Origin of the sequence: Borborobacter xinjiangensis, assembly GCF_047739745.1 — a bacterium.
Classification (GTDB): domain Bacteria; phylum Pseudomonadota; class Alphaproteobacteria; order Rhizobiales; family Rhizobiaceae; genus Pseudaminobacter.
On record NZ_JBLLVA010000016.1, the window covers coordinates 83,421 to 108,244 of the forward strand.

The 24,824-nt window shown below is 57.0% G+C and carries 21 protein-coding genes and 1 pseudogene; 7 read left to right on the forward strand and 15 right to left on the reverse strand.

Annotated features, from left to right (window positions below; genetic code table 11):
• The first annotated feature begins 124 nt into the window (after nt 1-124).
• Nucleotides 125-817 (forward strand): Crp/Fnr family transcriptional regulator, encoded by a 693-nt coding sequence (locus ACLKMW_RS17095; RefSeq protein ID WP_415725686.1) that lies wholly within the window; start codon nt 125-127, stop codon nt 815-817.
• Between the two features lie 24 nt (nt 818-841).
• On the opposite strand, the gene ACLKMW_RS17100 is transcribed toward ACLKMW_RS17095, so the two are convergent.
• The 5 genes from ACLKMW_RS17100 to ACLKMW_RS17120 form a co-directional block, all read right to left on the reverse strand.
• Nucleotides 842-1,615 carry a sulfite exporter TauE/SafE family protein gene (locus ACLKMW_RS17100; protein ID WP_415725687.1) on the reverse strand — a complete coding sequence of 258 codons (774 nt, stop codon included), beginning with the start codon at nt 1,613-1,615 and terminating at the stop codon, nt 842-844.
• Between the two features lie 226 nt (nt 1,616-1,841).
• Nucleotides 1,842-2,660 carry an ABC transporter permease gene (locus ACLKMW_RS17105; protein ID WP_415725688.1) on the reverse strand — a complete coding sequence of 273 codons (819 nt, stop codon included), beginning with the start codon at nt 2,658-2,660 and terminating at the stop codon, nt 1,842-1,844.
• Nucleotides 2,647-3,411 carry an ABC transporter ATP-binding protein gene (locus tag ACLKMW_RS17110; RefSeq protein WP_415725690.1) on the reverse strand — a complete coding sequence of 255 codons (765 nt, stop codon included), beginning with the start codon at nt 3,409-3,411 and terminating at the stop codon, nt 2,647-2,649. The genes ACLKMW_RS17105 and ACLKMW_RS17110 overlap by 14 nt, the downstream gene beginning before the upstream one ends.
• 4 nt (nt 3,412-3,415) lie before the next feature.
• Nucleotides 3,416-4,393 (reverse strand): ABC transporter substrate-binding protein, encoded by a 978-nt coding sequence (locus tag ACLKMW_RS17115; RefSeq protein ID WP_415725691.1) that lies wholly within the window; start codon nt 4,391-4,393, stop codon nt 3,416-3,418.
• Nucleotides 4,394-4,587: 194 nt separating this feature from the next.
• On the reverse strand, nt 4,588-5,997 hold the full coding sequence (locus ACLKMW_RS17120; RefSeq protein WP_415725692.1) for an amidase: 1,410 nt from the start codon (nt 5,995-5,997) through the stop codon (nt 4,588-4,590).
• Between the two features lie 264 nt (nt 5,998-6,261).
• Between ACLKMW_RS17120 and ACLKMW_RS17125 the strand changes: the two genes are divergently transcribed.
• On the forward strand, nt 6,262-6,540 hold the full coding sequence (locus tag ACLKMW_RS17125; protein WP_415725693.1) for a hypothetical protein: 279 nt from the start codon (nt 6,262-6,264) through the stop codon (nt 6,538-6,540).
• A gap of 209 nt (nt 6,541-6,749) precedes the next feature.
• On the opposite strand, the gene ACLKMW_RS17130 is transcribed toward ACLKMW_RS17125, so the two are convergent.
• The 7 genes from ACLKMW_RS17130 to ACLKMW_RS17160 form a co-directional block, all read right to left on the reverse strand.
• Nucleotides 6,750-7,046, reverse strand: coding sequence for a putative quinol monooxygenase (locus ACLKMW_RS17130; protein WP_415725694.1), 297 nt, complete (start codon nt 7,044-7,046; stop codon nt 6,750-6,752).
• Nucleotides 7,047-7,291: 245 nt separating this feature from the next.
• Entirely contained in the window at nt 7,292-7,687 is a 396-nt protein-coding gene (locus tag ACLKMW_RS17135) for a globin domain-containing protein (protein WP_415725695.1), read from the reverse strand.
• A gap of 145 nt (nt 7,688-7,832) precedes the next feature.
• The gene (locus ACLKMW_RS17140) at nt 7,833-8,549 is read right to left on the reverse strand and encodes an ABC transporter ATP-binding protein (protein ID WP_415725696.1); all 717 of its coding nucleotides are present in this window, start codon (nt 8,547-8,549) and stop codon (nt 7,833-7,835) included.
• On the reverse strand, nt 8,518-9,258 hold the full coding sequence (locus ACLKMW_RS17145) for an ATP-binding cassette domain-containing protein (protein WP_415725697.1): 741 nt from the start codon (nt 9,256-9,258) through the stop codon (nt 8,518-8,520). Before ACLKMW_RS17145 ends, ACLKMW_RS17140 begins: the two co-directional genes overlap by 32 nt.
• Complete coding sequence (locus ACLKMW_RS17150; protein WP_415725698.1) at nt 9,255-10,322, reverse strand: branched-chain amino acid ABC transporter permease; 1,068 nt, start codon at nt 10,320-10,322, stop codon at nt 9,255-9,257. Before ACLKMW_RS17150 ends, ACLKMW_RS17145 begins: the two co-directional genes overlap by 4 nt.
• Nucleotides 10,323-10,324: 2 nt before the next feature.
• Nucleotides 10,325-11,191 (reverse strand): branched-chain amino acid ABC transporter permease, encoded by an 867-nt coding sequence (locus tag ACLKMW_RS17155; RefSeq protein WP_415725699.1) that lies wholly within the window; start codon nt 11,189-11,191, stop codon nt 10,325-10,327.
• Nucleotides 11,192-11,276: 85 nt separating this feature from the next.
• The gene (locus ACLKMW_RS17160; RefSeq protein ID WP_415725700.1) at nt 11,277-12,509 is read right to left on the reverse strand and encodes a transporter substrate-binding protein; all 1,233 of its coding nucleotides are present in this window, start codon (nt 12,507-12,509) and stop codon (nt 11,277-11,279) included.
• A 947-nt stretch (nt 12,510-13,456) separates the two neighbouring features.
• On the opposite strand from ACLKMW_RS17160, the gene ACLKMW_RS17165 reads away from it, so the two are divergent.
• On the forward strand, nt 13,457-14,809 hold the full coding sequence (locus tag ACLKMW_RS17165; protein ID WP_415725716.1) for an NAD(P)H-dependent oxidoreductase: 1,353 nt from the start codon (nt 13,457-13,459) through the stop codon (nt 14,807-14,809).
• Between the two features lie 232 nt (nt 14,810-15,041).
• Here ACLKMW_RS17165 and ACLKMW_RS17170 read toward each other — a convergent pair whose 3' ends face one another.
• Entirely contained in the window at nt 15,042-15,650 is a 609-nt protein-coding gene (locus ACLKMW_RS17170) for an ANTAR domain-containing response regulator (protein WP_415725701.1), read from the reverse strand.
• 121 nt (nt 15,651-15,771) lie between these two features.
• Nucleotides 15,772-16,932, reverse strand: a complete 1,161-nt coding sequence (locus ACLKMW_RS17175; protein WP_415725702.1) for a transporter substrate-binding domain-containing protein — start codon at nt 16,930-16,932, stop codon at nt 15,772-15,774.
• A gap of 626 nt (nt 16,933-17,558) precedes the next feature.
• On the opposite strand from ACLKMW_RS17175, the gene ACLKMW_RS17180 reads away from it, so the two are divergent.
• From ACLKMW_RS17180 to ACLKMW_RS17190, 3 genes are all read left to right on the forward strand, one after another.
• Nucleotides 17,559-19,619, forward strand: coding sequence for a hydantoinase/oxoprolinase family protein (locus ACLKMW_RS17180; protein ID WP_415725703.1), 2,061 nt, complete (start codon nt 17,559-17,561; stop codon nt 19,617-19,619).
• 49 nt (nt 19,620-19,668) lie between these two features.
• Nucleotides 19,669-21,678, forward strand: coding sequence for a hydantoinase B/oxoprolinase family protein (locus ACLKMW_RS17185; protein WP_415725704.1), 2,010 nt, complete (start codon nt 19,669-19,671; stop codon nt 21,676-21,678).
• Between the two features lie 228 nt (nt 21,679-21,906).
• Nucleotides 21,907-23,121: an ammonium transporter gene (locus ACLKMW_RS17190; RefSeq protein WP_415725705.1), complete on the forward strand. Its 1,215-nt coding sequence runs from the start codon at nt 21,907-21,909 to the stop codon at nt 23,119-23,121.
• Between the two features lie 22 nt (nt 23,122-23,143).
• Here the strand turns inward: ACLKMW_RS17190 and ACLKMW_RS17195 are convergent, their stop codons facing one another.
• Nucleotides 23,144-23,938, reverse strand: a complete 795-nt coding sequence (locus ACLKMW_RS17195) for an IclR family transcriptional regulator (protein ID WP_415725706.1) — start codon at nt 23,936-23,938, stop codon at nt 23,144-23,146.
• A gap of 313 nt (nt 23,939-24,251) precedes the next feature.
• On the opposite strand from ACLKMW_RS17195, the pseudogene ACLKMW_RS17200 reads away from it, so the two are divergent.
• A pseudogene (locus ACLKMW_RS17200) lies at nt 24,252-24,791 on the forward strand (ABC transporter substrate-binding protein); the annotation flags it as partial.
• Nucleotides 24,792-24,824 lie beyond the last annotated feature (33 nt).

The window sequence follows — 24,824 nt, forward strand, 5'->3', positions numbered from 1 at the left end:
CTGACAATACACGATTGCGGGCGTATCTTATCTGTGACAAGACCGACCAACGGGAACAGGGCCTAGTGAGCGCCGAGGCTTCCACGTGCAACCTCCCAAAATCGTAATCGACCGCGTGTTATATATGAGTGATGCGCTCGTTGAATTTGCGGACAATTACAACATCCTCGGTTATCTCAGCGAAAGCGAGCGGCAGCATCTCCTGAACCGGGCGACCCGGCAGATCCGGAAGCCCGGCGAATACATCTTCGTCCAAGGCGAGCCGCATCATGGCATCTTTGTCATCCGCAGCGGCCGCGCTAGGGCATACTACGTGTCCTCGGCCGGACGCGAGATCACGCTCGCCCACTGGACGGCGGGACACTTCATCGGCGGCCCGGAAATCTTCGGCGGCGGCCTGCATATGTGGTCGGCGACCGCGCTCGAGGAATGTGACCTTGCCTTTCTTGCTGCACGCGAATTACGCCAGTTGATGATCAAAATGCCAAACCTCGCCGTCGGGTTGGTCGACGGGCTGGTCTACAAGGGAAAATGCTATTCGGCGCTGTTGCAAATCCTAGGCACGCGCCCTGCCTCGAGCCGACTTGCTCATCTCCTTCTGACACTCGCTGAGCGCGAGGGCGTGCTGCAGGATTCGCCGGCGGTCTTTTCCCGACATCTGTCACATGAGGAACTGGCGAACATGATAGGTGCCACCCGCCAATGGGTCACTATATCACTACAGCGCTTCGAAAAAGCTGGTATCGTCGCCTTCGAAAAGCACCGGATCGTGATCCTCAACAAGGCGAAGCTGCAACAGGCGTCCTTCGCCGACTGACAGCCCACCCAACGCCCGCTTGCGCTACCCGACGTAATGGAGCGTGGCGTTGGCGAAGGCGAAAATGCCGATCGCCGTCAGGATCATCAGCGCGACCCGCCGGTATGCGACCGGCTTGGAGCATTTGAAGAAATACGAGCCGAGCGCGGCGCCCGCGAAAAGGATCGGGAGCGCGCTGACCGCAAGCACGAAGGTGTGGCGCGAATAGAGCCCAAGCCCGAAGCCGAGCACCATGGCGATAGATGCGCTGCACAGGAAGAACACCATCATCGAGGCGCGGCTGACGGCCGGCGTCATCGGCGAGGCCAGGAAATACATCACGACCGGCGGGCCGCTCATCGCCGTGCCGCCGCTGAGCAGGCCCGAGATCACCCCGACGCCGACCGTGGCCGGCGTCGTCAGGTGCCAGGACATGCCTTCGTGCTTGCGCCAGATCAGCATCACCGAGCCTAAAAGTATGATGCTCAGCCCAAGCCGCATATGTTGGGCGGGAATGGTCGACAACGCATAGATGCCGAGCGGCGTGCCGATGACGGCGCCGAGCACGAGCTGCTTGACGGTCGACCACTGGACCAGCGCCATCGAGCTGTGGACGAGGCCAAGCGTCAGCGCGACCTCGAACATCAGCGTGATCGGGATGGCGTCGAGCGGGCTCAGCACCACGGTCAGCATCGGCACGGCCGCCAGCGAGGCGCCGAAGCCGCTATAGCCGCGCACGAAACCGGCGACCGCCACGGACAGCGCCAGATAGGCGAGCTGCAGCGTCGTCCAGTCTCCAAAATCGTGTAAAGCGACCATGGTTCAGCCAGTATGATTTGGGTAAAGAGCCTCCACGGCCCAAGCTTGAAGGCGTACGGCGCGCGCGCCGGAGCATGTTTTGTGGCTAGACCGACGCGCCCTGCGACAGGGACGGCCGTTTTTTGCTTCCGCTTAGGGAGGCACGTCGCGAGCCTCGGACGGACGGTGGATGACGGACGCGCCATCATCCGTCGCGTATGCTGCGGGTTTGCAGACCGGTGTCATCTCAGCGCCTCGCCGCCCGGCTCTCGGCGCCGTACCAGGGAAACAGGAGCTGGACCGCGGTGACGAACAGCAGGTCGGCGCAAAAGCCGAGCAGACCGAGCGTCAGCAGGCCGACGAACATCTGGTCGACGCGGAAAACCTGGGCGGAAATCTGGATGAAATATCCGACGCCGGCCGTCGCGCCCGCCAGTTCCGCCGCAACCAGGAGCACGAGCGCCACCGCCAGGCTGATGCGCAGCCCGGCGAGGATCAGGGGCAAGGCGCCCGGCAGGATGACGCTCCAGAGCATCTGGAGCCGCCCTGCCCCGAGCGTCGAGGCCGCGCGCATCAAAAGCGGGTTGCAGTCGCGGACGCCGAGGAAGGTGTTGACCCAGATAGGAAAGAACACGCCCCAGGCGATCAAAAACACTTTCGAGGTCTCGCCGATGCCGAACCAGAAGATCGCGAGCGGCACGAAGGCGATGGAGGGTATCGCCCTGAACATCTGCAGCAGCGGGTCACTCATGTGGCGGAACACCGGCATCCGCGCAGTCGCGATGCCGACGGCGATGCCGGTGACCGAGCCGAACAGGAAGCCAAGCAGCGCCCGCCAGATGCTGGCGGCCAGGTGGCGCATGAGTTCGCCGCTGACGACCAGTTCATAGGCTGCGGCGACCACTCTTGATGGCGGCGGCAAAAGGGCCGGGTTGACGAATTCGAGGCGGGCGACCACTTCCCACAGGATGAAGAAGGCGGCAGTCCCGACAATGCCCAGCAAGGCCGGTCCGCTCTGGAACAGGGCGCGCAGCATCAGCCCGGGCGGCGGGTTATTCGACGGCATGGAGACCGATGGCGCTTTCAAGTCGTTCGTAGAGCTCGTTGAAGCTTGCTGCGGTGCGAGTCCGAGGACGGGGGAAGTCGACATTGATAACCTCTTGGATTCGACCGGGATGGGATGACATCACGACGATGCGGTCTGCGAGGAAGATGGCTTCGCCGATGTTGTGGGTGACGAAGATGACGGTTTTCTCCTCGGCGCGCTGGATCGCCAGCACCTCGGATTGAAGGCTGTTGCGCGTCATCGCGTCGAGTGCTGCGAACGGCTCGTCCATCAGCAGCACGCGCGGCTTGGTCACCAGCGAGCGGGCGATGGCGACGCGCTGCTTCATGCCGCCCGAAAGCTCGAACGGGTATTTGTCGGCGAATTTCGTCAGCCCGACCAGCGACAGGTAGTGGTCGGCCAGCGCGCGACGCTCCTCTGCCGGCATTCGGGCCATGCGCGGCCCGAACTCGACATTGCCGCGCACCGTCAGCCATCCGAACAGGGAATAGTCCTGGAAGACGACACCCCTATCCGGCCCGGGGCTCGAGACCGGCCCGCCGGCGATGCGGATGTCGCCGGAACTGGGGCGCATGAAACCGGCGATCAGGTTCAGCAACGTGGTCTTGCCGCAGCCGCTCGGCCCGAGCAGGCAGAGGAACTCGTTCTGCCTGATCGTCAGGTCGACCGCCGCCAGCGCCTGGAAGTCGACGCCGCCGGCTGTGCGGAAATCGCGCGTGACGTGTTCGCATCGAATGAAGTCGGTGTTCATCTTGCTATTTGCCCGAGCAGTTCTGAGCCTGTTCGAAAATCGTGGTGACTACGACCTGGTCGAAATCGGGCGCCTTGGTGCCGGCCGCCAGGAGCCCGCTGTCGATCGCCCACTGCGCCTGCTGCGTCAGTTCCTTGACGATGGCCGGCTTGTCCAGGTTGATCTGGTAGGGAATGCGGTCCCATTCCTTGGCGACGATCGCCTTGTCCATCTTGATGCGCTCGGAGATGTAGTCGATCGATGCCTCCTTGTTGTCCTTCATGTATTGCGCCGCGTCCTTCATCGCGCATAGCGAACGCACCAGCATGTCTGGACTGCTGTCGATAGTGTCCTGCAGCGCGACGATGTTAGAGAACGTCTTGTAGAGGCCCGGCGTGCGGATCGCGTGGAACTTGCCGCCGCCGAGCGCCACCGCCTGCGAAAGATGCGGCTCGGCCCAGACGAAGGCGTCGATCTGGCCGTTGGCTAGACTGGTCATCATGTCGGTCGGGCTGAGGTTGATGCCGGTGATGTCGCCCATCTTCAGGCCCGCGCTGTCGAGCATGCGGGCGAGATAGACCTGCGAGTTCGTGCCCTGCGCGAAGCCGACGCGCTTGCCCTTCAGGTCGGCCGCGCCCTTGATGTCGGTGGTGGCGACCATATCGAAGATCTCGTAGTCCGACATGGTCGCGATGATACGCACCGGCAGGTTGTTCGACGATGCAAACATCACCGGCGTTTCGGCCACAGTGCCCCAGGCGACGGCGCCGCCGACGATGGCTTCCTGCGCCGTGCGGCCGCTCGGGAACGGCATCACGGTCGCCGTCAGGCCGTGTTTCTCGAACAGCTTCTGCTGGTCGGCGATGTAGAGCGGCGACCACGAAAGCGCGATGCCGCCGGCGATGTTGATCTCGTCAGCCGCCTTCGCCTTGTGGGGAGCAACGGTTGCAAGGCAGACTGCAAAAGCGCCTGCCAGAAGCACGGAAATCAAGCGACGTTTCATGAGCTGTTCCCTCCCAGGTTTATGGCGCACAAGCCGGTGAGGCGGCTTCATGAGCCTTTAAGCTGACGCCAGTAGACCAGTCGTCCCAAGGCGTGCAAAGCAATTAGTTTCATTGCAGTTATGCGCCCGCCGGTCAGGTATTCGCGCTGGCCTGGCGCTGCCGGGCCTCTAACGCGACCCGACAGCCTAGGCTCTCAGTTGGCGTTCCACACCTTGAACGGCCGTGCTTTCTCGAAGGCGCGGGCGGCGTTGAGCACCTTTGCGTCGTGGTATTTCGCCGCCACGATTTGCAGGCCGACCGGCAGCCCGTCCTTGGTGAAGGCGCAAGGCACGGTGATCGCCGGCTGCTGCGTCAGGTTGAACGGGTAGGCGAACGGCGACAGGTAGGTGAAGGCCGGCAGGGGCGTCTGCTTGCCGAGACCGACCGAATCCTCGACGATCTTCGACGGCGGCTGCGCGATCATCGGCGTTATCAGCAAATCCCATTTCTGGTGGAAATGCAGGAAGTGGCGGCCGAGCACCTCGCGCCGCTCGACGGCGGAGGCAAACGTCACGGCGTCCAGCGTCCGTCCCTCTGCGGCGACATCCTGCAGGCCGAGTTCGACCAGCTTCTGTTTGTCGCCCAGCGCGTCCAGCCGACGCGCCGCGCCGGTCGCCCAGAATGTGCGGAACGTCGGCATCGGGTCTTCGATGCCGGGATCGACCTGTTCGACATGCGCGCCGAGTTCGGAAAACACCTTGACGGCAGCAGCCACCGCCGCCGCGACGTCGGGATGCACGTCGGCGTAGCCGAGCGCCGGGCTGAAGGCGATCTTCAGGCCGGCGACGCCGTTTTCGAGCCCGTCGCGCCAGACCGTGTCGGTCGGCGGCAGCGAGTTCCAGTCGCGCGGATCGGGCTTGGCTACGACGTCGAACAGCAGGGCCACGTCGCGCACCGAACGGGCCATAGGCGTCACGTTGTAGAGCGTGCCGTTTTGCGAATAGGGATAGACGGCAACCCGGCCGAGGGTCGGCTTGAAGCCGACGACGCCGGTGTGCGAGGCCGGCATGCGGCCCGATCCGCCGCCGTCGGTGGCAACATGCAGCGGGCCGAACCCGGCCGCCGCTCCAGCCGACGAGCCGCCGCTGCTGCCGCCGGCGGTGTGTTCGAGGTTCCAGGGGTTTCGGGTAACGCCGTGCACCGGGCAGTCCGACAGCCCCTTCCAGCCGAATTCGGCCGTCGTGCTTTTGCCGAGCAGCACCGCGCCGCTTTCGCGAAGGCGCGCGGTGGCCGGCGAATCCTCGTTCCACTCCTGGTTCGGATCGGTCGATCGGCTGCCCCACAGCGTGGGCCACCCCTTGGTCAGGATCAGGTCCTTGATGGCCGCCGGGACGCCATCGACGGGGCCGAGCGGCGCGCCCTTCATCCAGCGCGCCTCGGATTTGCGGGCGTCCTCGATCGCGCTCGTCTTGTCCAGCAGCGCAAAGGCGTTGATCTTCGGCTCGTGCTTTTCGATGTGGCCGAGGATCGCCTCCGTCGCTTCGACCGGGGAAAGCGTCTTCTTGACGTAGTGCGTCACTAGCTCATTGGCTTCCATGTCCCAAATGTTCTCATGCTTTGCCATTGTGCGTGCTCTCAAGTCTGCGGATGGATAAAACGGTGAAAGGAAACCGATGACTCAAAATATCTCGCACCTTTTCCATTGTTAGCAATTAATTTCCATTTCCAAAATTTCATGCATCGTGGGCGGCTGATCACTTTGCTCGTGATCGGCTGCTCGTCGGAGGTGAGGAGCGGCACCTCCGTATCGACCATGATCCTCAGTGCAACGCGCGGAATCTTGACACCGGCCCGACGGTCTAATGATTCGGCGAAGTGGAGCCTCAGATTGGATGACTTCAACACGGTCAGCGCGCTGATCGACATATCAGGCGCTGGCACGATCGAGGAAGCTAAAGCGTTGCTGCAGAGGTTCCGGGTTACTTCAGAAGCGCTGACCACGACAATCGATGAATTCCCGCTCGATTTGATGACATTGAATTTCTTGTTGGACGCCGACAAGGAAGGCGCTCAGAAATCCATCCGCAAACTTGCTCGAATGCGACTGACGAACATCAAGTTTTTAATCCAAAACACAGCAAGATCCGAGCCGCTGGACACTCCTTGACAACCGCCATGCTCGCCGCAAAACCGACTGGCGAAGGTATGCTACAGTCAAGAGTGAACCGCTGGAGGTGCGGGAATGTTGCGTCCGAGCAGCGCAATTCGCTCATCCCAGCCGTTTGAGTTCCGCTGCCACTGGCTGGAGCGGACGTCGCGGTTAACAGTTCGGTGCGAGCGACGCCTGGAGCCCAATCACTGCCGATTTCTTGGCGGCTAAGCTTTGATCGCAAACTCTTCACAGGTCACCAAGGTGACCGATGCACCGACTTCTTTGACGATTGCATAGAGTTCTGCCACGGCGGCCGAGCCGTTGTGTTTGTCCATGCCGGCTTTGTCAGCGAACCGCTCGAAGGTGGTGAAAACGCAAGGATCGTTCAGGTCTTGCGAAATGAAGTAGTTCGGCGTGCCAGGCTCGTTCTTCTTGACGTCGTCAATAATCGCCAGGAGCGACTGGCGAACGCGTGCTTCGATGCCTTTGGGCGTCTTGATGATGGCTGTGATTGTCAACATGACTTGGTTCTCATTCAATGTTGATGGCTGTTAACTGTATTGCTCTACGTTCCAAAAAACCGATAGATGCCGCTTTCCCGGCGACGTCACAAATTCAGCATCCGTCGCCGTAACATCGGATGTAGCAACGTGCACCTCAGGCGAGTCCGCCCACGTTCAGACCTTGTCGGCGTCCTCAAGATACCGATTACTTTTCCTTACGAGACGACATGTTCGCAATCGAGAGATCAGGCGCTGCGACCCCATCAGTCCCTGTTTCTGGCTGTTTCAGCCGCGGCAGCGAAATGACGCATGACTAGATCACTGCAACGCTGCGACAGGCCTGCGCTCTCAACTGCCCGCCGCATACATCTCAGCCACAGATCGCGCAGATCCGGCCCGATTTCAATATGCTCGTGTATCTCCTTCAAGCGCGAATGACCGTGCTTCTGAACATAGTAACTCGGTCCCCCGAAAAACCCACAGAGATAGTTGAATTGCTCCTCACGGGAATGGGCAATGCCGTGGCCGCGAAGGTGCAAGAGGTGAAGCGGGGCAGCATCCTCGGCCTGTTCGACAACGTCGTAAAACAGCTCAACAATGCGGCCGACAGTTTCCTCACCGCCCAGCTCCAGATAAAGGGAACGTTCCAAACCCCACATCCTTACTCAACTATTTCCTGAATAGGTTCTTTGAGGAACAGCATAGCGGGTGAGTGCGATTCCCATAAGAAACAATATCTTGCGGTTTCTATGGCGAGTCGGAATTTATTAGCTGTATGTCGGACCACGCAACAGCACAAATGCTTTATATGCCTAGGTATTTACTCACTATTTCCCGGTCTAAAAGCTGGCTGGGGTGTATCTGAGCAACAATCTTGCCTTTCTGAATGATAGACACAAAATCGGCAACCGAAGCAATAAAGTGGAGGTCCTGCTCCACCAGCAGTACGGTTATTCCGAGCTTCTCCTTCAGCATCACCAAGCGCTCGGCAATTTCATCGACAATGGAAGGCTGGATACCTTCTGTCGGCTCATCAAGCATGATCAACTGCGGCTTGCCGACAAGGCATCGAGCCAAGGCTAGGATTTGTTGCTGCCCACCCGAAAGGCCGCCGCCAGGGCGGTCCAAAAGTGGCAACAGGGCGGGAAAGTATTCGAGCACATCGGTCAGGACGCTTTCATCCTTGGTATGTGTCATACCCATGCGGAGGTTTTCCATCACCGAAAGCTTGGTGAAAATCTCGCGGCCCTGCGGCACATAACCCAGACCCAACTGGGCCCTTTCATACGACTTGTATCCCGAAATTCCTTTTCCCTTGAACGTGATGGTGCCGCCCATCGATTTAAGGTGGCCGATAAGAGTTTTTAAGAGCGTTGTCTTGCCCATTCCGTTGTGGCCAAGGATGCCCATTATCGTTCCCGATGGGATCGACAGGTCGATCCCATCGAGAATGGGAATCCGGCCATAACCGGAACGCAATCCGCGAATTTCAAGCAGCGGCTGATCGGCCAAGATAGACATCGCGCACCATTTCGTTGTTCTGGATATTTGCCATGGTGTCCTCGGCGAGAATTTTGCCTTGGTGGAACACCGTTACCGTCTTCGCAATCTTGCGTATGAACTGCATGTCGTGTTCAACGACGATGATGCTGCGTGACTTGTTCATCTCGAGGATGAGTTCTGCGGTCCTTGCGGTCTCGTCCTCTGTCATCCCGGCGGTTGGCTCGTCAAGCAGGATGAGGACAGGATCGCGGCTCACCACCATGGCGAGCTCGACCCACTGTCTTTGCCCATGCGCCAGCTCGCCCACGCGCTTGCGCGCCAATCCTGCGATACCCAGACGCTCCATAGTTTCATCGACTACCCGGTCTGGTCGGGCCGCCTTGCCGAAATAGCTAGCTGCAAGCCAGATATTTTCGCGCGCAGTCAGATTGTCAAAGACATCCGGCACTTGGTTCTTGATGCCGAGCCCGGCGCGGCTCACGGCATGCGGTTCCCAGCCTGTAATATCAACACCGTTCAACACGATATTTCCCGCTGTTGGCCGATGTTGCGCGGTCAGCATCTTGAAGAATGTACTCTTGCCCGCGCCATTAGGCCCGATTAGGCACCGCAGCTCGCCCCGTTGAATCTTGAAGGACACGGAATCGATGGCCGAAACACCGCCAAAGCGTTTGGTGAGCCCCGTCGTCTCCAGAACGCAATCCGATTGGCCGGTTGTCGTGTTCATCGGATTGTCCCACCCTGTTCCACCGGTTTGCCGACTGGTGCCGCACTCTTCCTGCGATTGAACCGGCCCAGCAGGTTGCCAAGGGTTGGCAAAATCCCGCTTGGAAACACCATCACGAACACGATGAGCACGGCGCCGAGATAGACGGTCACCTGGCCTATACCTGCTGTGCCGAGCCAACTGGTCAGATACTGCACGATGGCGGTGCCTGCGATCGGCCCGACCAAGGTCGACCGGCCGCCCACGATCGCGTAAATAACGATGTTGGCAGCTGAATTCAGGTTCATCATCTCTGGCGCTACGAAATTGCCCCACACGCCGTAAAGGACACCGGCTAGCGCCGATATGCCACCGCACAGCACGAAGGCGCCGAGCTGATACTTCCGGCTATCATAACCAAGCAGTTCAGCCCTCCTTTCGTTGTCTCGAATGCCCATGAGAACGCGGCCAAAGTGAGTGGTCAAAAGGAGCCGCAGGCCGATAAAGACACAGAGCAGCGATATCAACGCAACGTAATAGACGCCATCCAGGAACAACACGTTTGATGTATCCCACGGGATTTGCAGATCCGGTACGTTGGAGATTCCGTTTTGTCCCCTAAGCGGAACGCTGCCGATCGTAAATCGCTCGTCGGAGGTTGCTCTGACGGCCTTCTCCAAGGTAACCGTAATAACAAGAGTTATCACGGTGAAATAAATCTTACTGATCCTGCCATAAATCATAAAATAGCCAAGTACCAGCGCGGTAATCGTTCCAACCAATATCGCAACAATGACGGCTACAGTCGTATTTCCAAAATTCAACGCAAAGACAGCATAGGTGTATCCGCCAATCCCGTACATCGCTGTCTGGCCGAAGCTGAGCATTCCGCAGTAACCCCAGAGATAGCTCATGCTCAGGGTAAGGATGGAATAGATAAGTATGATCGATGTGCTCATGACAACATCGAGGCCAACCAGCAACGGCAACGCAAATCCAAAAATTGCGACGACGGCCACGAGAAACCACCAAAGACCGGTTGCTGGCTCGCTGTCTTCGCCCAAAAGCCGCGTAAACTTGGACATAATTAAATTCCCCCATTAAAGCGGCCGGTGATGCCGGATGGAAGCAGCCGAAGAAGTACGATGGCCACGAGCAGAACGCTGATTTCCCCCAGGACTTGCGTCGTCGCGTAGGAAATCACTCCGTCGGTCACACCAAAGATGGTGGAGGCGTAAAGGGTTCCTGTAAGAGGGGCGGCGCCCCCGCTAATCACGGTTACGAATGCCTTGGCCACATAGAACCCGCCCATCGTAGGCTGTGTGCCCACAAGCGGCGCGATCAAGGCGCCGCCAAGCCCGGTGATCGCTGAGCCAAAACCAAATGTCAGCATGTAATATTTGTCCGTATTGATGCCAAGCGCCGAAGCCATTCCTGGGTTCTGCATTGTGCCTCGCACGATCAACCCGAAGCGGGTATGCCTCCAAAGCAAGTAAGTCAGGATGAGAAGGGCAGCAGATATTCCGATCAGAACTAGATTGTATATGGAGATCGAAAAGTCGCCAAATTCGATCTTGCCCAGCTGGACATCGACTCCCGCTTCCTGCGGTCCAAATATTGTCGTTACCAGCCCGACCATCAGAAGGCTAAGCCCCCATGTGGCAAGCAGCGTGTCCATGATGCGACCGTAAAGGTGGCGGATCAGGGCGCGTTCAATAATGATGCCGAACAGTCCGACAATGAGGCCAGACATCAGCGCTGAGACCCAGAAGTTGATGTGAAATTTGGTCAGCCAAAGACACGCGTACGCACCAAGCATGATAAATTCGCCTTGGGCGAGATTAATAACTCCCATCATGCCGAAAATGATGGCCAATCCCAGACTGATAAGAATGAAGAAGCTCATCGAGAAGAGGATCTGATAAAGGATGACCAGGACGTCTACCATCGCCATTCGAACCTTGGTTGCGTTTCATCTAGCTGCTGGCAATCACGTTAGAAACGTGATCGCCAGCAGTCGGTGATGTTCCAGGATCAGATTACTCGATTGTATATTGTTTGGTGTCGTTCGGGTTCTTGCGGAGATCGCACACAGCTTGAGTGTCAATCGGCTGGAGTTGTTTAAAGGTCTCCAGGTGGTCCCAGCCTTGTTTCTTGTTGCTCTTCACAAGGTGCACATCCATTATCGCGTGGTTGGTCTGCCCGTCTACTGTCACCAAGCCGCCCGGTGCCTCGAACTGGACGCCATCCAAGGCCGCAATAACAGCGTCTGGTGACGGATCCCCAGCTTTCTTGACCGCGTTGGCCCAGATGTTGACGCCTCTATAGCCGTATTCGCCATAGTCACCAACATAGTCTTGTTCGCCGGAATACTCTTTGAATTTACGGACGAAGTCCTGCGCCTTCTCGGTCGGCAACTCGTCATGGAATGGTGTCACATTCATGATGCCGGCTGCTTCTTCGCTGGAAAGATATGTCTGTTCTCTGCCAATGCCGAACATGCAGGAGGCCAGGGGTATCTTTGCCTTGCCTATAGTAGACTCATATTGACGGTAGAAGGCATTGTGTGCACTGCCGACAAGAATTGACCACACGACATCAGGCTTGGCTGCCTGTATGCGGGAAAGCACCGGAGCGAAATTTGACACGTCAAGCGGGAAGAATTCGACCCCGATGTCCTCGCCGCCGGCGTCCCGCGTGTATTTCTGGATCCATTTAGCGGTCGTGTGGGGATAGATGTAGTCAGCGCCGAGGATGTAGCATTTCTTGCCGTAGTCCTTGACCACCCGAGGCACCAGAGGCGAGAGCTGCTGGGACGGAACCTGGGCCACGCAGACGTGACGTCGATCGCAAACACCGCCTTCATACATTGAGTTGTAGAAGTAAAGGCCGCCAAATTTGTGGACTACCGGCCGCATTACCTCTCGCGACGCGCTGGTAACTCCGCCGAATACAGCAGACGCCTTATCTTTGATAAGGGCTTGCGCCATATACTGGGAGTTTAGCTGATTGTTGGATTGGGAATCATAGAAAACCAACTCGAGAGGGCGCCCAAGAAGGCCACCTGCCTTATTAATCTCGTCCACAGCCATCGCGATGGCCGTGATCTGCTTGAGACTGTAGATATTCAAACCGCCAGTCTTGTCCAGAATGCTCGCGATACGAATTGGCTGTTCGGCAGCAAGCCCATTTGATTTAAGTAAAAACGGAAAACTTGCAAAGCCCAAGGCGCCAGTTGCTGTCTTGAAGAATTGCCTGCGATCGATCCTCATGGCGTAGTTCCCCTTCCGATGTTGACCATGGAAATGCACGGAAATTGCCTTAGCCGGCGCCCTGGAGACCACTGTCTTTAGAGCGCGCGCACGATATGCTTATCGGTGGATCGGCCCACGAATTGCGGTGATTTGTAAATCGGGGGCAAAAGGACACTTTTAGAAGTGTCTTGAGAGAGCAGCTCTGCTCTCAAGGGCCGCATCCGCAGCTTTGCGAATTCGGCGTAGTGGGTGCATTAGCTAGGAAAGAGTTTTTCCTGTCAAGGTCATTTTGCGCACGTTTTCGCTACCGCTGTCGTGAGCGGTGCAAACTCCGGATCGCCGGCTGAAGTGGCCAGTTGATGCTGACGCGAGAAGTTGAGGGCAGCCTGTAGCCGGCCTTCAAGACAGTCAGAAGACAGGCATGCCAAGGTCGTTTTTTTGTGGCGTCGAGGCCGGCGACAACCACCACAAGCCTAGCGCAAAGGAATTACGTGTCAGGGATGCCGGCGGACATAGGTCTGGGGAAGTTTTTGCGCTTTGGACCTTGGATATCTCGATCTTGCCGTTGACACAGGGTGGTGGATTGCTGAGACTTCAAACATCAAAGTTCGCGATGAGGCGGACCGAACAGAGCAAGGAAGCTCCCGCGGGTAATCCGTTGGGGGCTTTTTCCGTTTCAGGGCTGGCGTTTGACAGTTGTGCGAGGCCGACGGCTCGCACCTTGTCCAGGCTCTCCGGTAAGGTGCGACAACTCTGCGTCGCGATGGCAAGAAGGGGACATCAAGGATGCCTGCGATCGCCTGCTACGAGGCTATGAGTCGTCCTCACCTTGTCGGTTTAGCCGGATGGCCGTTGGTCGCAGCTGGGTGCCTTGCCTGGCTGCACGACGTGACGTTCGACCGACACGGCTTCAGCCCGCATTGGTCCCCGGTAGCCGGTCACTCAGTCCAAAAGGGGGCGGAGAAATGAACCTCCACTCTAAGCTCTGCGCTTTGGAGGCATCTGGAAAGCGCATCCGCGTTGGTCTGATTGGAGCCGGTAAGTTTGGATCGATGTTCGTCTCCCAATGCCTAAGAACTCCAGGACTTCAGCTCGTGGCCATCGCCGATCTGTCAATTGAGCGCGGCGTGTCTGCGGTGACGGCGACCGGCTGGCCAATTGAGATGGTCAGCACGGCTGGTATCGAGGATGCCGTCACCAAGCGGCGCATTGCTGTTGTGGAAGACTCCAATGACCTCATTCGCAGCCCCTTCGTAGACATAGTGGTGGAGGCCACCGGTGTCCCCCGGGCCGGGGTTCTGCACGCGCTGGAATGCTGCAAGTTCGAAAAGCACATATTGATGGTCAATGTCGAGGCGGATGCCTTCGCTGGCCCAGCGTTGGCGGATGCGGCAAAGCGAGCCGGAGTCATCTACTCCTTGGCCTACGGTGATCAGCCGGCGCTGATCTGCGAGATGGTGGATTGGGCGCGCGCCGCTGGTCTTAACGTCGTCGCTGCCGGCAAGGGAACCAAGCACGAGATCCACTACCATGATGCTACTCCCGAAACGGTTTGGACGTACTATGGCCTGACCCATGAACAGGCACGATTGGGCAGGCTCAGTGCGAAGATGTTCAACTCGTTTCTCGACGGAACCAAATCGGCTGTGGAAATGGCGGCTGTCGCTAATGCCACCGGGCTTGAGGCCCCTGTTGACGGTTTGCGGTTTCCCGCCTGTGGCGTCGACGACCTGGCAACTTTGCTCGGACCAGGTGCTGTCGGCGGTCCGATTTCGAGGGCAGGTCGAGTAGAAGTCGTCTCTTCGGTCTTCGAGAATGGAAAGGCGGTGCCCCGCGATCTCAGATGGGGTGTGTTCACGGTTTTCGAAGCGCCGTCCTCATACGTTGCACGCTGCTTTAGAGAATATGGACTGATTACGGATACGAGCGGCCGGTTCGCGGCAATGTACAAGCCTTTCCACCTGATCGGCCTGGAACTAGGCATTTCGATTGCCAACATGGCGTTGCGGAACGAGAGTACGGGTTCTCCGACAGGCTTTCGAGCCGATGTTGTCGCAATCGCGAAGCGAGATTTGTCTGCGGGGGAGATTCTCGATGGAGAAGGCGGCTACTGCGTTTGGGGACGACTGACAACCGCAAAACACAGTGTGGAGATGGAATATCTTCCAATCGCGTTGGCCAGCGACGTTCGGCTCATGCGTTCGTTGCCCCGTGGCAGTGTCTTGCGTTGGTCCGATGTAGCGATGCCTGCGAATGATCCGGTGGTTGAGTTCCGCCGAAAAATGGAGCTAGCGCTTGGTCGGCCCCCAGCCAAATGACATACGGATCCAGGATTAGGTGTCCGTCGATACCGACTTGCCGTCGGCAACCGCCGAAAGAGCAGCTTTGCACGAACCGAATGAAACGGCGTGAACATTGCCAGCGATTGTCGCTTCTCAGCTAACAAACGGGCAGTGATGGCTTTGCCGCCCTACAGCCCCGCATCGGCGTCGATTTGGCTTTTAGGTCTCTAAACCTGGCTAATGGTTGGTCCTATCACTCGCACGGCGCCTAGCTGGCGAAGTCGGTCGTTTGAGGCATTTGCAATTTCAAGAGATCACTCGCGTTGATTATAGCCAGCGCCATCGCCTCGATGGTCGTGCGCTTGTTCATGGCCTGCTCACGCAAGGTCGCGTAGGCAACCTGCTCGGTCATCTTGTTTGTGATCATGAGAATGCCCTTGGCCTTATCGATGTCCCGATGGGCCTTCAACTTGGCAGTCAGCCGTTCGACGCGCGCGCGCAACCTTTCTTCGCGCCGGTGATTGTTCACGCTCAGGAGTATATTTGCCAGAATGCCGAATGTGCGCAGTGGCAATCCAATGACCGCCTGGGCTCGTAGCCGGAGCACCTTTTCCACGATAATCGGATTTTCGTAGTCGACGATGGCGATTAGAACCGCCGGCGGATCATCGGCATTCCAGTTCCAGACGATATCGCCCTCGATAATCGGACGCAAAAAGGCAAAGACAACATCAATATTGTGGGGGATCACGGACGGCGGCGGCCAACTCGTCTGAACCTGGCAGCCAATTCTGATAAGATGCTGCCAAAGCTCCTCACCTTCACTGCTCTTGGGTTGGAGCAGGAGAACGCGAAGGGTTCGTAGGTCCTTGATCATGATCGGCGCTGAGACGCCGTTCGGTGATCCTTGCACGCTCTGTGATACCATCGGTCCTCATCGTAGCGTTATCGCGGGCTCGCATTCCAGGCGCTGGCGACCCCTGAATGTTACGGCCGGATTATATCGAACGAACTGCCAGTCGCGCGCCCCATTCATTGGAGTTGTAGCTAACCAGATATGGATCGGGTGGCACAGCGAATTCAGTTCTCGTCAGGATTTCGAACTGCCCGTCTTCACGCGCACGGCCAACCCTTGGCCAAACATGAGTGTGTGCTGTATCTGGATCGATGCGGATGAGCCCTTGTGGCGCTTCGAATTCAGCGCCAAGAATTGCCGGCCGCAGGATGTCGACGTCGTCAGTACCGCATTTTCTCAGCGCTTCCGCAACGACATGGACCTGAAAATAGGCTGCTTCCCAGCACATGTTCGTGACGGCGCCGGTGCCGGCTCTCAGGGCATAGCGTTGCATGCAGCTTTCGTTTTGCTGTCCGCTGACAGACTGGAAATAAGAAGCGGAAGTGATATGCCCCGCACCTACTTCCGCGCCCATCGCCTGAATGTCCGACTCGCTGGTCGTCAGGCTGGCGATAGGCATGGTCTTGGGATCCAATCCGGCTTCAGCAAATGCCTGATAGAAATGCACTATGCTTTCACCGACGAAATTGCAGAAAATTACGTCAGGCCGCTCGCGCTTGATGGCCGCAACCAGCGGCCTGAATGCTGAACGCTTTGCGTCAAGCTTCAGATAGTTACGGCCGACGACCTCGCCGCGATCCTTTTGAACCATCTCAGTCATGATGCGATCGGATTCTCGCGGCCAAATGTAGTCAGAACCGACCATGTAGAACCGCGTCCCGACATTGGCGAGGAGGTAGTCGCCCAGCTGAACGCTGTTCTGGTTCGGTGCCGCACCGCAGTATATGGCGTTGCGAGAGTATTCAAAGCCTTCATATTGCGCAGGGTAGCAAAGAAGGCCATTGCGCTGTTCCACAGCCCTGAGCACTTCCTTGCGGGTGCTGGACATATAGCACCCGAAAATAATCCTGACGCCGTCCTCAATCAGCAGCCGGCTCGCAAATTTGTTGTAGGCGATGGGATCCGAGCCGGGATCATAATATGTCGGGACAAGTTCGCGTCCGTTGATGCCGCCGGCCTCATTGACTTCGTGTATCGCAAACAGTGTGGCATCCAGCATGCTGCGCTCCATCACCGAAGTGACACCCGTTTGGGAGAATAGCACGCCGACGCTTATGGGCCTCTCGATCTCTATCACCATCATTGCCAACTCCGTCAGATATTGTCATCCGCCGAACTCGACACAAAAAAAGCGCCCAGCGCGGAGTTACCGCAGCAAGCGCCTTTGCTTGACCAATAGGGACAATGCTGTCCCATCGTCATTTGTGCCTCAACCCGATGGGGCAGTCAACTCGATTGCAAGCGTGACCTCCGTCATACCCTTCCCATCAGTAAATCATCTGGCCACAGTGGCCGGGCGGCAAGAGTGGAATTCAAGCCGTTCGATCATCGCGGTCTGGTTCGTTTGCTGTATAACTTGCGCACGATTTCAGCTGGCAGGATTCCGAATATGAAATTGCCAGTTGACAGATAGGTCTGGATCTCGGATTGTATCGTCTATCAAGTCCGCGACGATGCGGCTTGAAACCAGAGCAAAGATAGCTCCCGCGGTGAAGACCGCCGGGAGTTTTTTTGCGTTTGGCCACCAGGTCTATTGCAGCTCTGCCGTGAAATCATGGGCGGCAGGGAAGTTCAAGTAATCATCAATGAAGGAAAGCAATGAAAGTTGCTTGAGAGCGTTTGCCTGGATTTCCGGAAGGAAATCCAGGCTCCGAAGAGTTGCGCCCGAAAAACGGTAATTTTAGCTGCCAAAATGAGGAGGAATGCGACATGAATAAAGTAGAAAAAATCGAGCCTGCTGTGCGGGTCGCCTGCGATGTCGGCGGGACCTTCACCGATGTCTGTGTACTGAATGAAGCTTCCGGGAAGATTCACGTCGCCAAAACTCCGACAACGCCTAATCCCATTGATGGCGTGCTCTTGGGTATCGACGCCGCAGGTGTGGACCTGAAAGACATCATCTTGTTCTCACACGGAACGACGCTCGCCACCAACGCTCTGATTACGAGAAAATTTCCGCCGGCGATCATGGTCACCACCAAGGGCTTTCGCGACGTTATCGAAATTCGGCGCGGTACGCGCGACGACTTGTGGGATACCTACAAAGAGATGGCACCGCCCTATCTGCGGCGGAAGGATCGCCTCGTTGTGACTGAGCGTATTGATTACGCCGGCAAGGTTATCGAGGGTGTGGATGAAGCAGAGGCGAGGGACGTCGCACGTGTCATAAAAAAACGCGGCATCAACAACATCGCGATCTGCTTTGTTAACTCCTTCGCCAATCCAAATAACGAACAACGAATGCGCGATATTCTCCTCGAGGAGATTCCTGGAGCATTGATCTCGCTGTCCAGTGATATCATGCCGGAGATTTTCGAACATGAAAGGTTCAATACGACGGTTGCCAATACCGTTTTGTCTCCCGTCGCGGGACAGTATGGCGCCGATCTTGAATCGCGGATGAACAAGGGTGGCTATGCCGGCGAGGTGCTCCTGCTCCACTCTGGCGGTGGCGTGATGACCGCCAAGACCTCCACGAAGTTTGCCGCCAGGCTTGCAGCGTCGGGCATTGCCGCGGGTGCAATTGCGAGCCGCTTTGTGGCGCAGCTTGCTGGCTACGAAAATTCCATCAGCCTCGATATGGGTGGGACGAGCACCGACATTTCGCTCTGCAGCCACGGTGAATTGCCAATGACGAACGATTGGCATGTTGAATACGGCTATCCGATCCGCTTTCCGAGCATCGAAGTGCTTACGATTGGCGCTGGTGGTGGCTCACTTGGATGGCGAGACCCAGCTGGCGCGCTACGCAATGGGCCCCAATCGGCCGGGTCCAATCCTGGTCCGGTTTGCTACAATCGCGGTGGCACCGAACCCACGAACTGCGACGCAAATGTGTTCCTCGGCCGACTCGGAGCCTACCTCGCTGGCGGCACGGTCCCTCTCGATGTGAAACTCGCGGAAGCTGCGATCAAGCGCGTCATCGCTGATCCGCTAGGCCTGACGACGGAGGAAGCAGCCGTCGCCATGCTGAAGGTGGCCAATGCGAACATGTCTGACGCCGTCAGGCTGGTTTCTCTCCGAAAAGGCTACGATCCACGTGATTTCGCCTTGGTTGCATTTGGTGGGGCAGGCTCCCTGCACGGCGTGGCCTTGGCGCGCGACCTACACATCCCTGTCGTTTTGGTTCCACCAAATCCAGGTGTCACTTCGGCAATGGGCTGCCTCCTTGTCGATATCACTCACGATCTGTCTCAAATGTATCTCAGCAAAGTGGAAGATGTCTCCATAAAAGAGCTGAATGACGCTTTCCGTGTCCTTGAAATTGAAGGTCATGCCCGGCTCTCGCATGAGGATATCGAGGAAGATAAGATGCTCTTCCAGCGCTTTATCGATATGCGTTACCTTGGGCAGTGGCGTTCAATGTCTATCCCGATCACTGCGGACATAACATCTCTCGACAAGGCAATTGAGAAATTCCACGAGGATCATGGTCGTGAGCACAATTACTCCAGACCCGATGCCCCGGTTGAAGTGTATCGCATACTTGTCAAAGCAACTGGCCTTACGAGAAAGGCCGAGCTGGCGAGGTATGATCTCAATAAATCTGCGAAAGCCGTGCCGTCATCAGAGAGACCCGTCCTCTTCGATGAGAGCCCGAAGAGAATCCAGACGCCCGTCTATCGGCGCGATACCCTGGCGGCTGGAACCGTGATTGTGGGACCTGCAGTTATCGAGCAGCTCGACTCTACTGTCCTCGTCCCGCCCGAAATTAAGGCGGAGGTTACTGAATATCTGACAATCAAAATGACAGTGCCGTTAGCGTCTTGAGCCGGCGTTGGACGCTTTCACAAACATTGGCAAAATCAGGAGGAAAGTTATGAAAGTGAATAATCAGGGGTTCTCATTGGATCCGGTTACGTTCGAGGTGTTGAAGAACGCCTATGTTAACATCGTTGATCAGATGGCGGAGCAGATTTTGCGGACGTGTTACTCGTTCGTTATCTATTCCCGCGATTTTTCGTCCGCGTTGTGCGATCCTAGCGGCGACACGATCATGCAGGGCAGCGGCGATATCGCGGCTCATGTTGGAACCCTCCACTATACGGCCAAGGCGGTCATCAAGAAATTCGAAGGGGATATCCATCCCGGCGATGCCTTCGTGATCAACGACGTTTATCAAGGTGGTACCCACTTCAATGATACGCGCATCTTCGCCCCCATGTTCTACAAGGGGGAACTGCTCGGCTTCGCTCAGGCCAATGGCCACTGGGCGGACGTCGGTGGCGCGGTGCCAGGCTCGTTCAACGTCAACGCACTTGACCACATGGCTGAAGGGCTTCGGATTACGCCGGTCCGGGTCTATAGCAAGGGAGTATATCTCTCGGACGTGGCCGAACTGATCGCGCACAACACACGCGCGCCGATGGATATCATCGGCGACCTGCAGGCGCAGACCGAGGCCTGTCGCCTGGCCGAACGGGAAGTTCAGCGCCTCTGCGACAAATACGGTGTCGATACGATCAAGACGTCTTTTAAAGAGGTGCAGGATTACGTCGAGGTGATGACGCGTCAGCGCATCCTGGGGCTGCCGAACGGGACTTGGGAAACGACCGACTATATCGACGTCGACCCCGCGGCTGGGGAGGGGTTGGTCCCCATCAAGGTCAAAATGACGATCGACGGTGACAGTGTCCACTACGACCTTTCCGGGTCCCACCCCAAGACAATCGGTTCATTCCTGAACTGCTGTTACGGCGGCGCCTTTGCGGCCATTGTGGCGGGCACCAAGATGCAATCACCTGACATTCCGCTCAATTCCGGGTTCTATCGGGTGGTAACGGTTGATCTCGGCCCGATTGGCACCGTTATCAACGCGGATTGGCCAACCCCTGTGGCGGGCTTCGCCTCCGGACCGTTCGAGAAGATCATGAATTCGGTCTTCGAATTGTGGGCGGAGATTCTGCCCGAACGCGCCATGGCTTGTACTTTCAATCTAGAATATCTGCTGATTGGCGGGCGCGACACGCGTCATGCAGAGAAGCCCTACTTCATGTGGTACGACTGGATGGTCGGGGGATGGGGCGCACGTAACGGGCGTGACGGCTGGTCGGCAACCGGTCCGGTCTTCGGCGTTCAGCTTGGCACTCAACCTTTCGAAGGCCAAGAGCGACTGTCTCCAGTTCTTACGACATGCCATGAACTGCGTGTTGACTCGGGCGGACCTGGCGAATTCCGTGGCGGACTCGGTGTCGAGAAGGGCGGAACACTCTATGCATGTGAGCGCACCGTCGTCTCCTACTGCTGCGACAGAGAGCGTTCTGTCACGTGGGGTCTTTGGGGCGGCTTGCCGTCGCTTCCGCACGGTGTCTGGGTCAATCCGGGCGCGGAGAACGAGCGCTATTTGGGTTCGTTGTTCTCTGGCGTTCCGCTCAACCAGGGCGATACGGTGACGCGTCCCTCGGCCGGCGGCGGAGGCTTGGGTGACCCTCTTAAAAGGGATCTCAGCCGGGTCATGACGGATGTCGTGGAAGGCTACGTATCGGTAGAGCGAGCCAAAAAGGACTACGGCGTTATCATCCGTGTCGTCGACGCGGATCTTGATGAGTATCAGATCGACGAGAACGGCACCCTGGCGGAGCGAGCCCGTATCGCCGCTCATCGTGCGGGCTGGCTGGACGAGGATGCCGAAAAGATTGCCGCATTGTATCGAGGCAAGAAACTCGACATGTTCGATCTCATTCGACAGTACGGTGTGATTGTCGACTGGGGCTCTGGCGAGCTTCTTCACAAGACGACGTCCCAGTTCCGGGAGATGCTCAAGCGACGCACCGTGCCTTACTGGTCAGCTGCCAGCCAGAATGAGGCAGCCACGCTAAAAGTGGCCTGAGCCCGTTACCATTAAAACAAAAATGAAAATACTGCAGACCCGATTGTTCGGGTCTGCAAAATGCAAATGCTATTAGGCAAGTCGTTCAGGTGTAATATTTGTTGTTGTTGGCATGCTGACACAGAGATTTATGCTGATCGCTGACCTCGAGCGGCGAGATGGTAATTATCAGTAATATCGTCCCTGATATGCGGTTCATGCTGCCAATGTCTCCGAAGGAGGACTTTCATGCCGAATCTGGATACAGGTAACACTGCCTTCATGTTGCTGTGCAGCAGTCTGGTCATGCTTATGACACCCGGGCTCGCATTTTTCTATGGTGGTTTGGTCAGTCGCAAGAACGTTCTGGCCATCATGATGCAATCCTATGTGTCGATGGGGTGGACAACGGTTATTTGGTTTGCCTTCGGCTATTCGCTTTGCTTTTCAGGCGACGTCGGCGGGGTCATCGGCAATTTCGATTTGGCATTCCTGCGCGGTGTGACGCTCGCCACACCCTCGCCCACTCCGGGAATTCCACTCTACGTTCATATTGCCTATCAGATGATGTTCGCAATCATCACCCCCGCGCTGATCACAGGCGCTTTCGCCAATCGCGTATCTTTCAAGGCTTATATGGCCTTCCTGACCCTATGGCTTGTCTTCGTCTACTTCCCATTCGTACACATGGTATGGGGAGGCGGCATCCTTCAGAGATGGGGTGTCCTGGACTTCGCCGGGGGTATCGTTGTGCACAATATCGCAGGCATGGCGGCGCTAGCCTCCATCCTCTACGTCGGCCGGCGGCGAGTGACGGATAGTGGAGCGCATAACATCCCTTTGGTTGCCTTGGGAACCGGGCTTCTCTGGTTCGGTTGGTATGGCTTCAATGCAGGCAGTGAGTTCCGAGTTGATTCGGTGACGGCCATCGCCTTCCTCAACACTGACGTGGCCGCCTCTTTCGCGGCCGTGACCTGGCTCGCCGTTGGCTGGTGGCTCGAAAAGCGGCCCAGTTTTGTCGGCTTGTTGACTGGTGCAGTCGCTGGCCTCGCTACGATCACGCCGGCGGCGGGCTATGTATCGCCAATGGCTGCCATGATCATTGGCATCATTGCTGGCGTTGTTTGCTATCTGGCGGTGGAGTTGAAGAACCGGCTTCGTTGGGATGATGCGCTCGACGTTTGGGGCGTACATGGCGTGGGAGGTGGACTCGGCACTCTCCTGCTGGGGATATTTGCTTCGACGGCCTTCAATCCTGCCGGGGCAGATGGACTGATCGCCGGTAATGGCATCTTCTTATACAAGCAGTTCGCCGCTCTGGCGGGTTCATCCATTTGGGCCTTTTCCTTCACCTACGCGATGTTGTGGTTCATCGACCTGTTCACTCCAGTCAAGGTCATGCAGGCGGCCGAAGAGAACGGACTTGACATCGCACTACATGGCGAAACGGCCTATCTTAAATGACGTGGGTCCGGTCACGCGAGCCTTACCGTAGGTGTTCGTCGTCGCCGGACATTTGGGCGCCGATAGCCACCGCCGATGCGCGAACCAAGTCAAGATGAGTGGGGCTGGCTGGGTCGCCAAATATCGTCGTCAAACTGGAAATACTCAGTGCGCCAACGAGGACCCCGGTCACCGTCAAGATGGGCACACCAAGTCCGGCCAAGCCGACGACAAAGTCATCAACAGCCAAGTCCCACCCCTTTTCTCGGATCTCGCTCGCATCCCGAGAAAGAACTGACCGGTCAACAATGCTGGCTGGCGTACGTTTGATCATGTCCTGGTTCAGCGCATCAGCACGTTCCGCAGGCGATAGATAGGCAAGCAATACTCTTGGACCCGCGCCGCAGTTGAGCGTCGTCTTTCCGCCTACGGTAAACCACGTGGCGCTTACATTCGGGATTGTAGCTCTTATGCGATCAACACATAGCGCAAAGCCGTTGTCGTAAGTCCAAAGGAAAACGGTGGCACCTGTTTTTTCAGCGATATTTCGTAAGTATCCGGTACTCACTTCGCGAAGATCGCGGCCGGTCTCGACTGCGGCGCTGATCTCTAGAATGCGTCTCGTCAAGAAGTAGCGGGACGCGTTCTCATTGTATCCAACAAAGCCGGTTATCATCAGAGTCTGCAGCATGCGACGTGTGGTGCCTACGTCCAGGGATGTGCGCTTTGCCAATTCCGAGAGGCTCAGTTGAGGCGTCTCGGTATCGAACGCCTCAAGGATAGCGAGCCCCCTTTCAAGCGCGCGCACCAAGGGAACTCCCGATTTCAACTCGCCCATCCGAGCACTCCATTTCGTCACGACCTTCGTTAGCGATTTCCGGGTCGATCCGAAAGACATCAATTGTGTCATCTAATGACATAAACATCACCTGTTGACAAGGCGTATGTTGGGCTATAGGCCTGTTGCGGCAAATGACAGTTCTTTGCCGGCATGTTCGAGAACGACTTCTCAGCGGGCGCAAACGCCCCGTTTGCCGACACCGAGATTGCCCAATTTTCAAGCATAATAGCAGGCCACAATATAAAGGGAGGCGAAAATGAACTGCAGGGAAGATACGCTGCCGAATAGATGGAGAGTTGCATCATTTGGCATGGTGACCGCTTTTTCATTATCTTTATTGCCGTACCAAGCTGAAGCAAAAACAGTGCGCGCGGTCATGCACTCTGACCTGCGCATTACCGACCCAATTCTGACAACCGCATATATTAGTCGAGATCATGGGTATATGGTCTATGACACCCTGCTGGGTATGGATGACAAATTTCAGGTCAAGCCACAGATGGCTGACTACAAGGTTTCTGAGGATAAGCTTGTCTACACGTTTACCCTTCGTGAAGGGCTAAAATGGCACGATGGGAAGCCAGTTACTGCTGAGGACTGCGTTGCTTCTTTGCAACGTTGGGCCAAGCGCGATGGCATGGGGCAAAAGCTGATAGAGTATACTGCCAGTCTTGAAGCTACTGATGCCAAAACCATCACGCTGAAGCTGAAAGAGCCTTACGGGCTGGTGTTGGAGTCCATAGCCAAGCCGTCCTCGATTGTACCTTTCATGATGCCGAAGCGGCTGGCCGATACGCCTGCTGACAAGCCGATAACCGAACTGGCCTTCCCCCTGAGAACGGGTCCATTTTGAGAGTTAGAGTTTCGGCTATTTTGAGCTTTG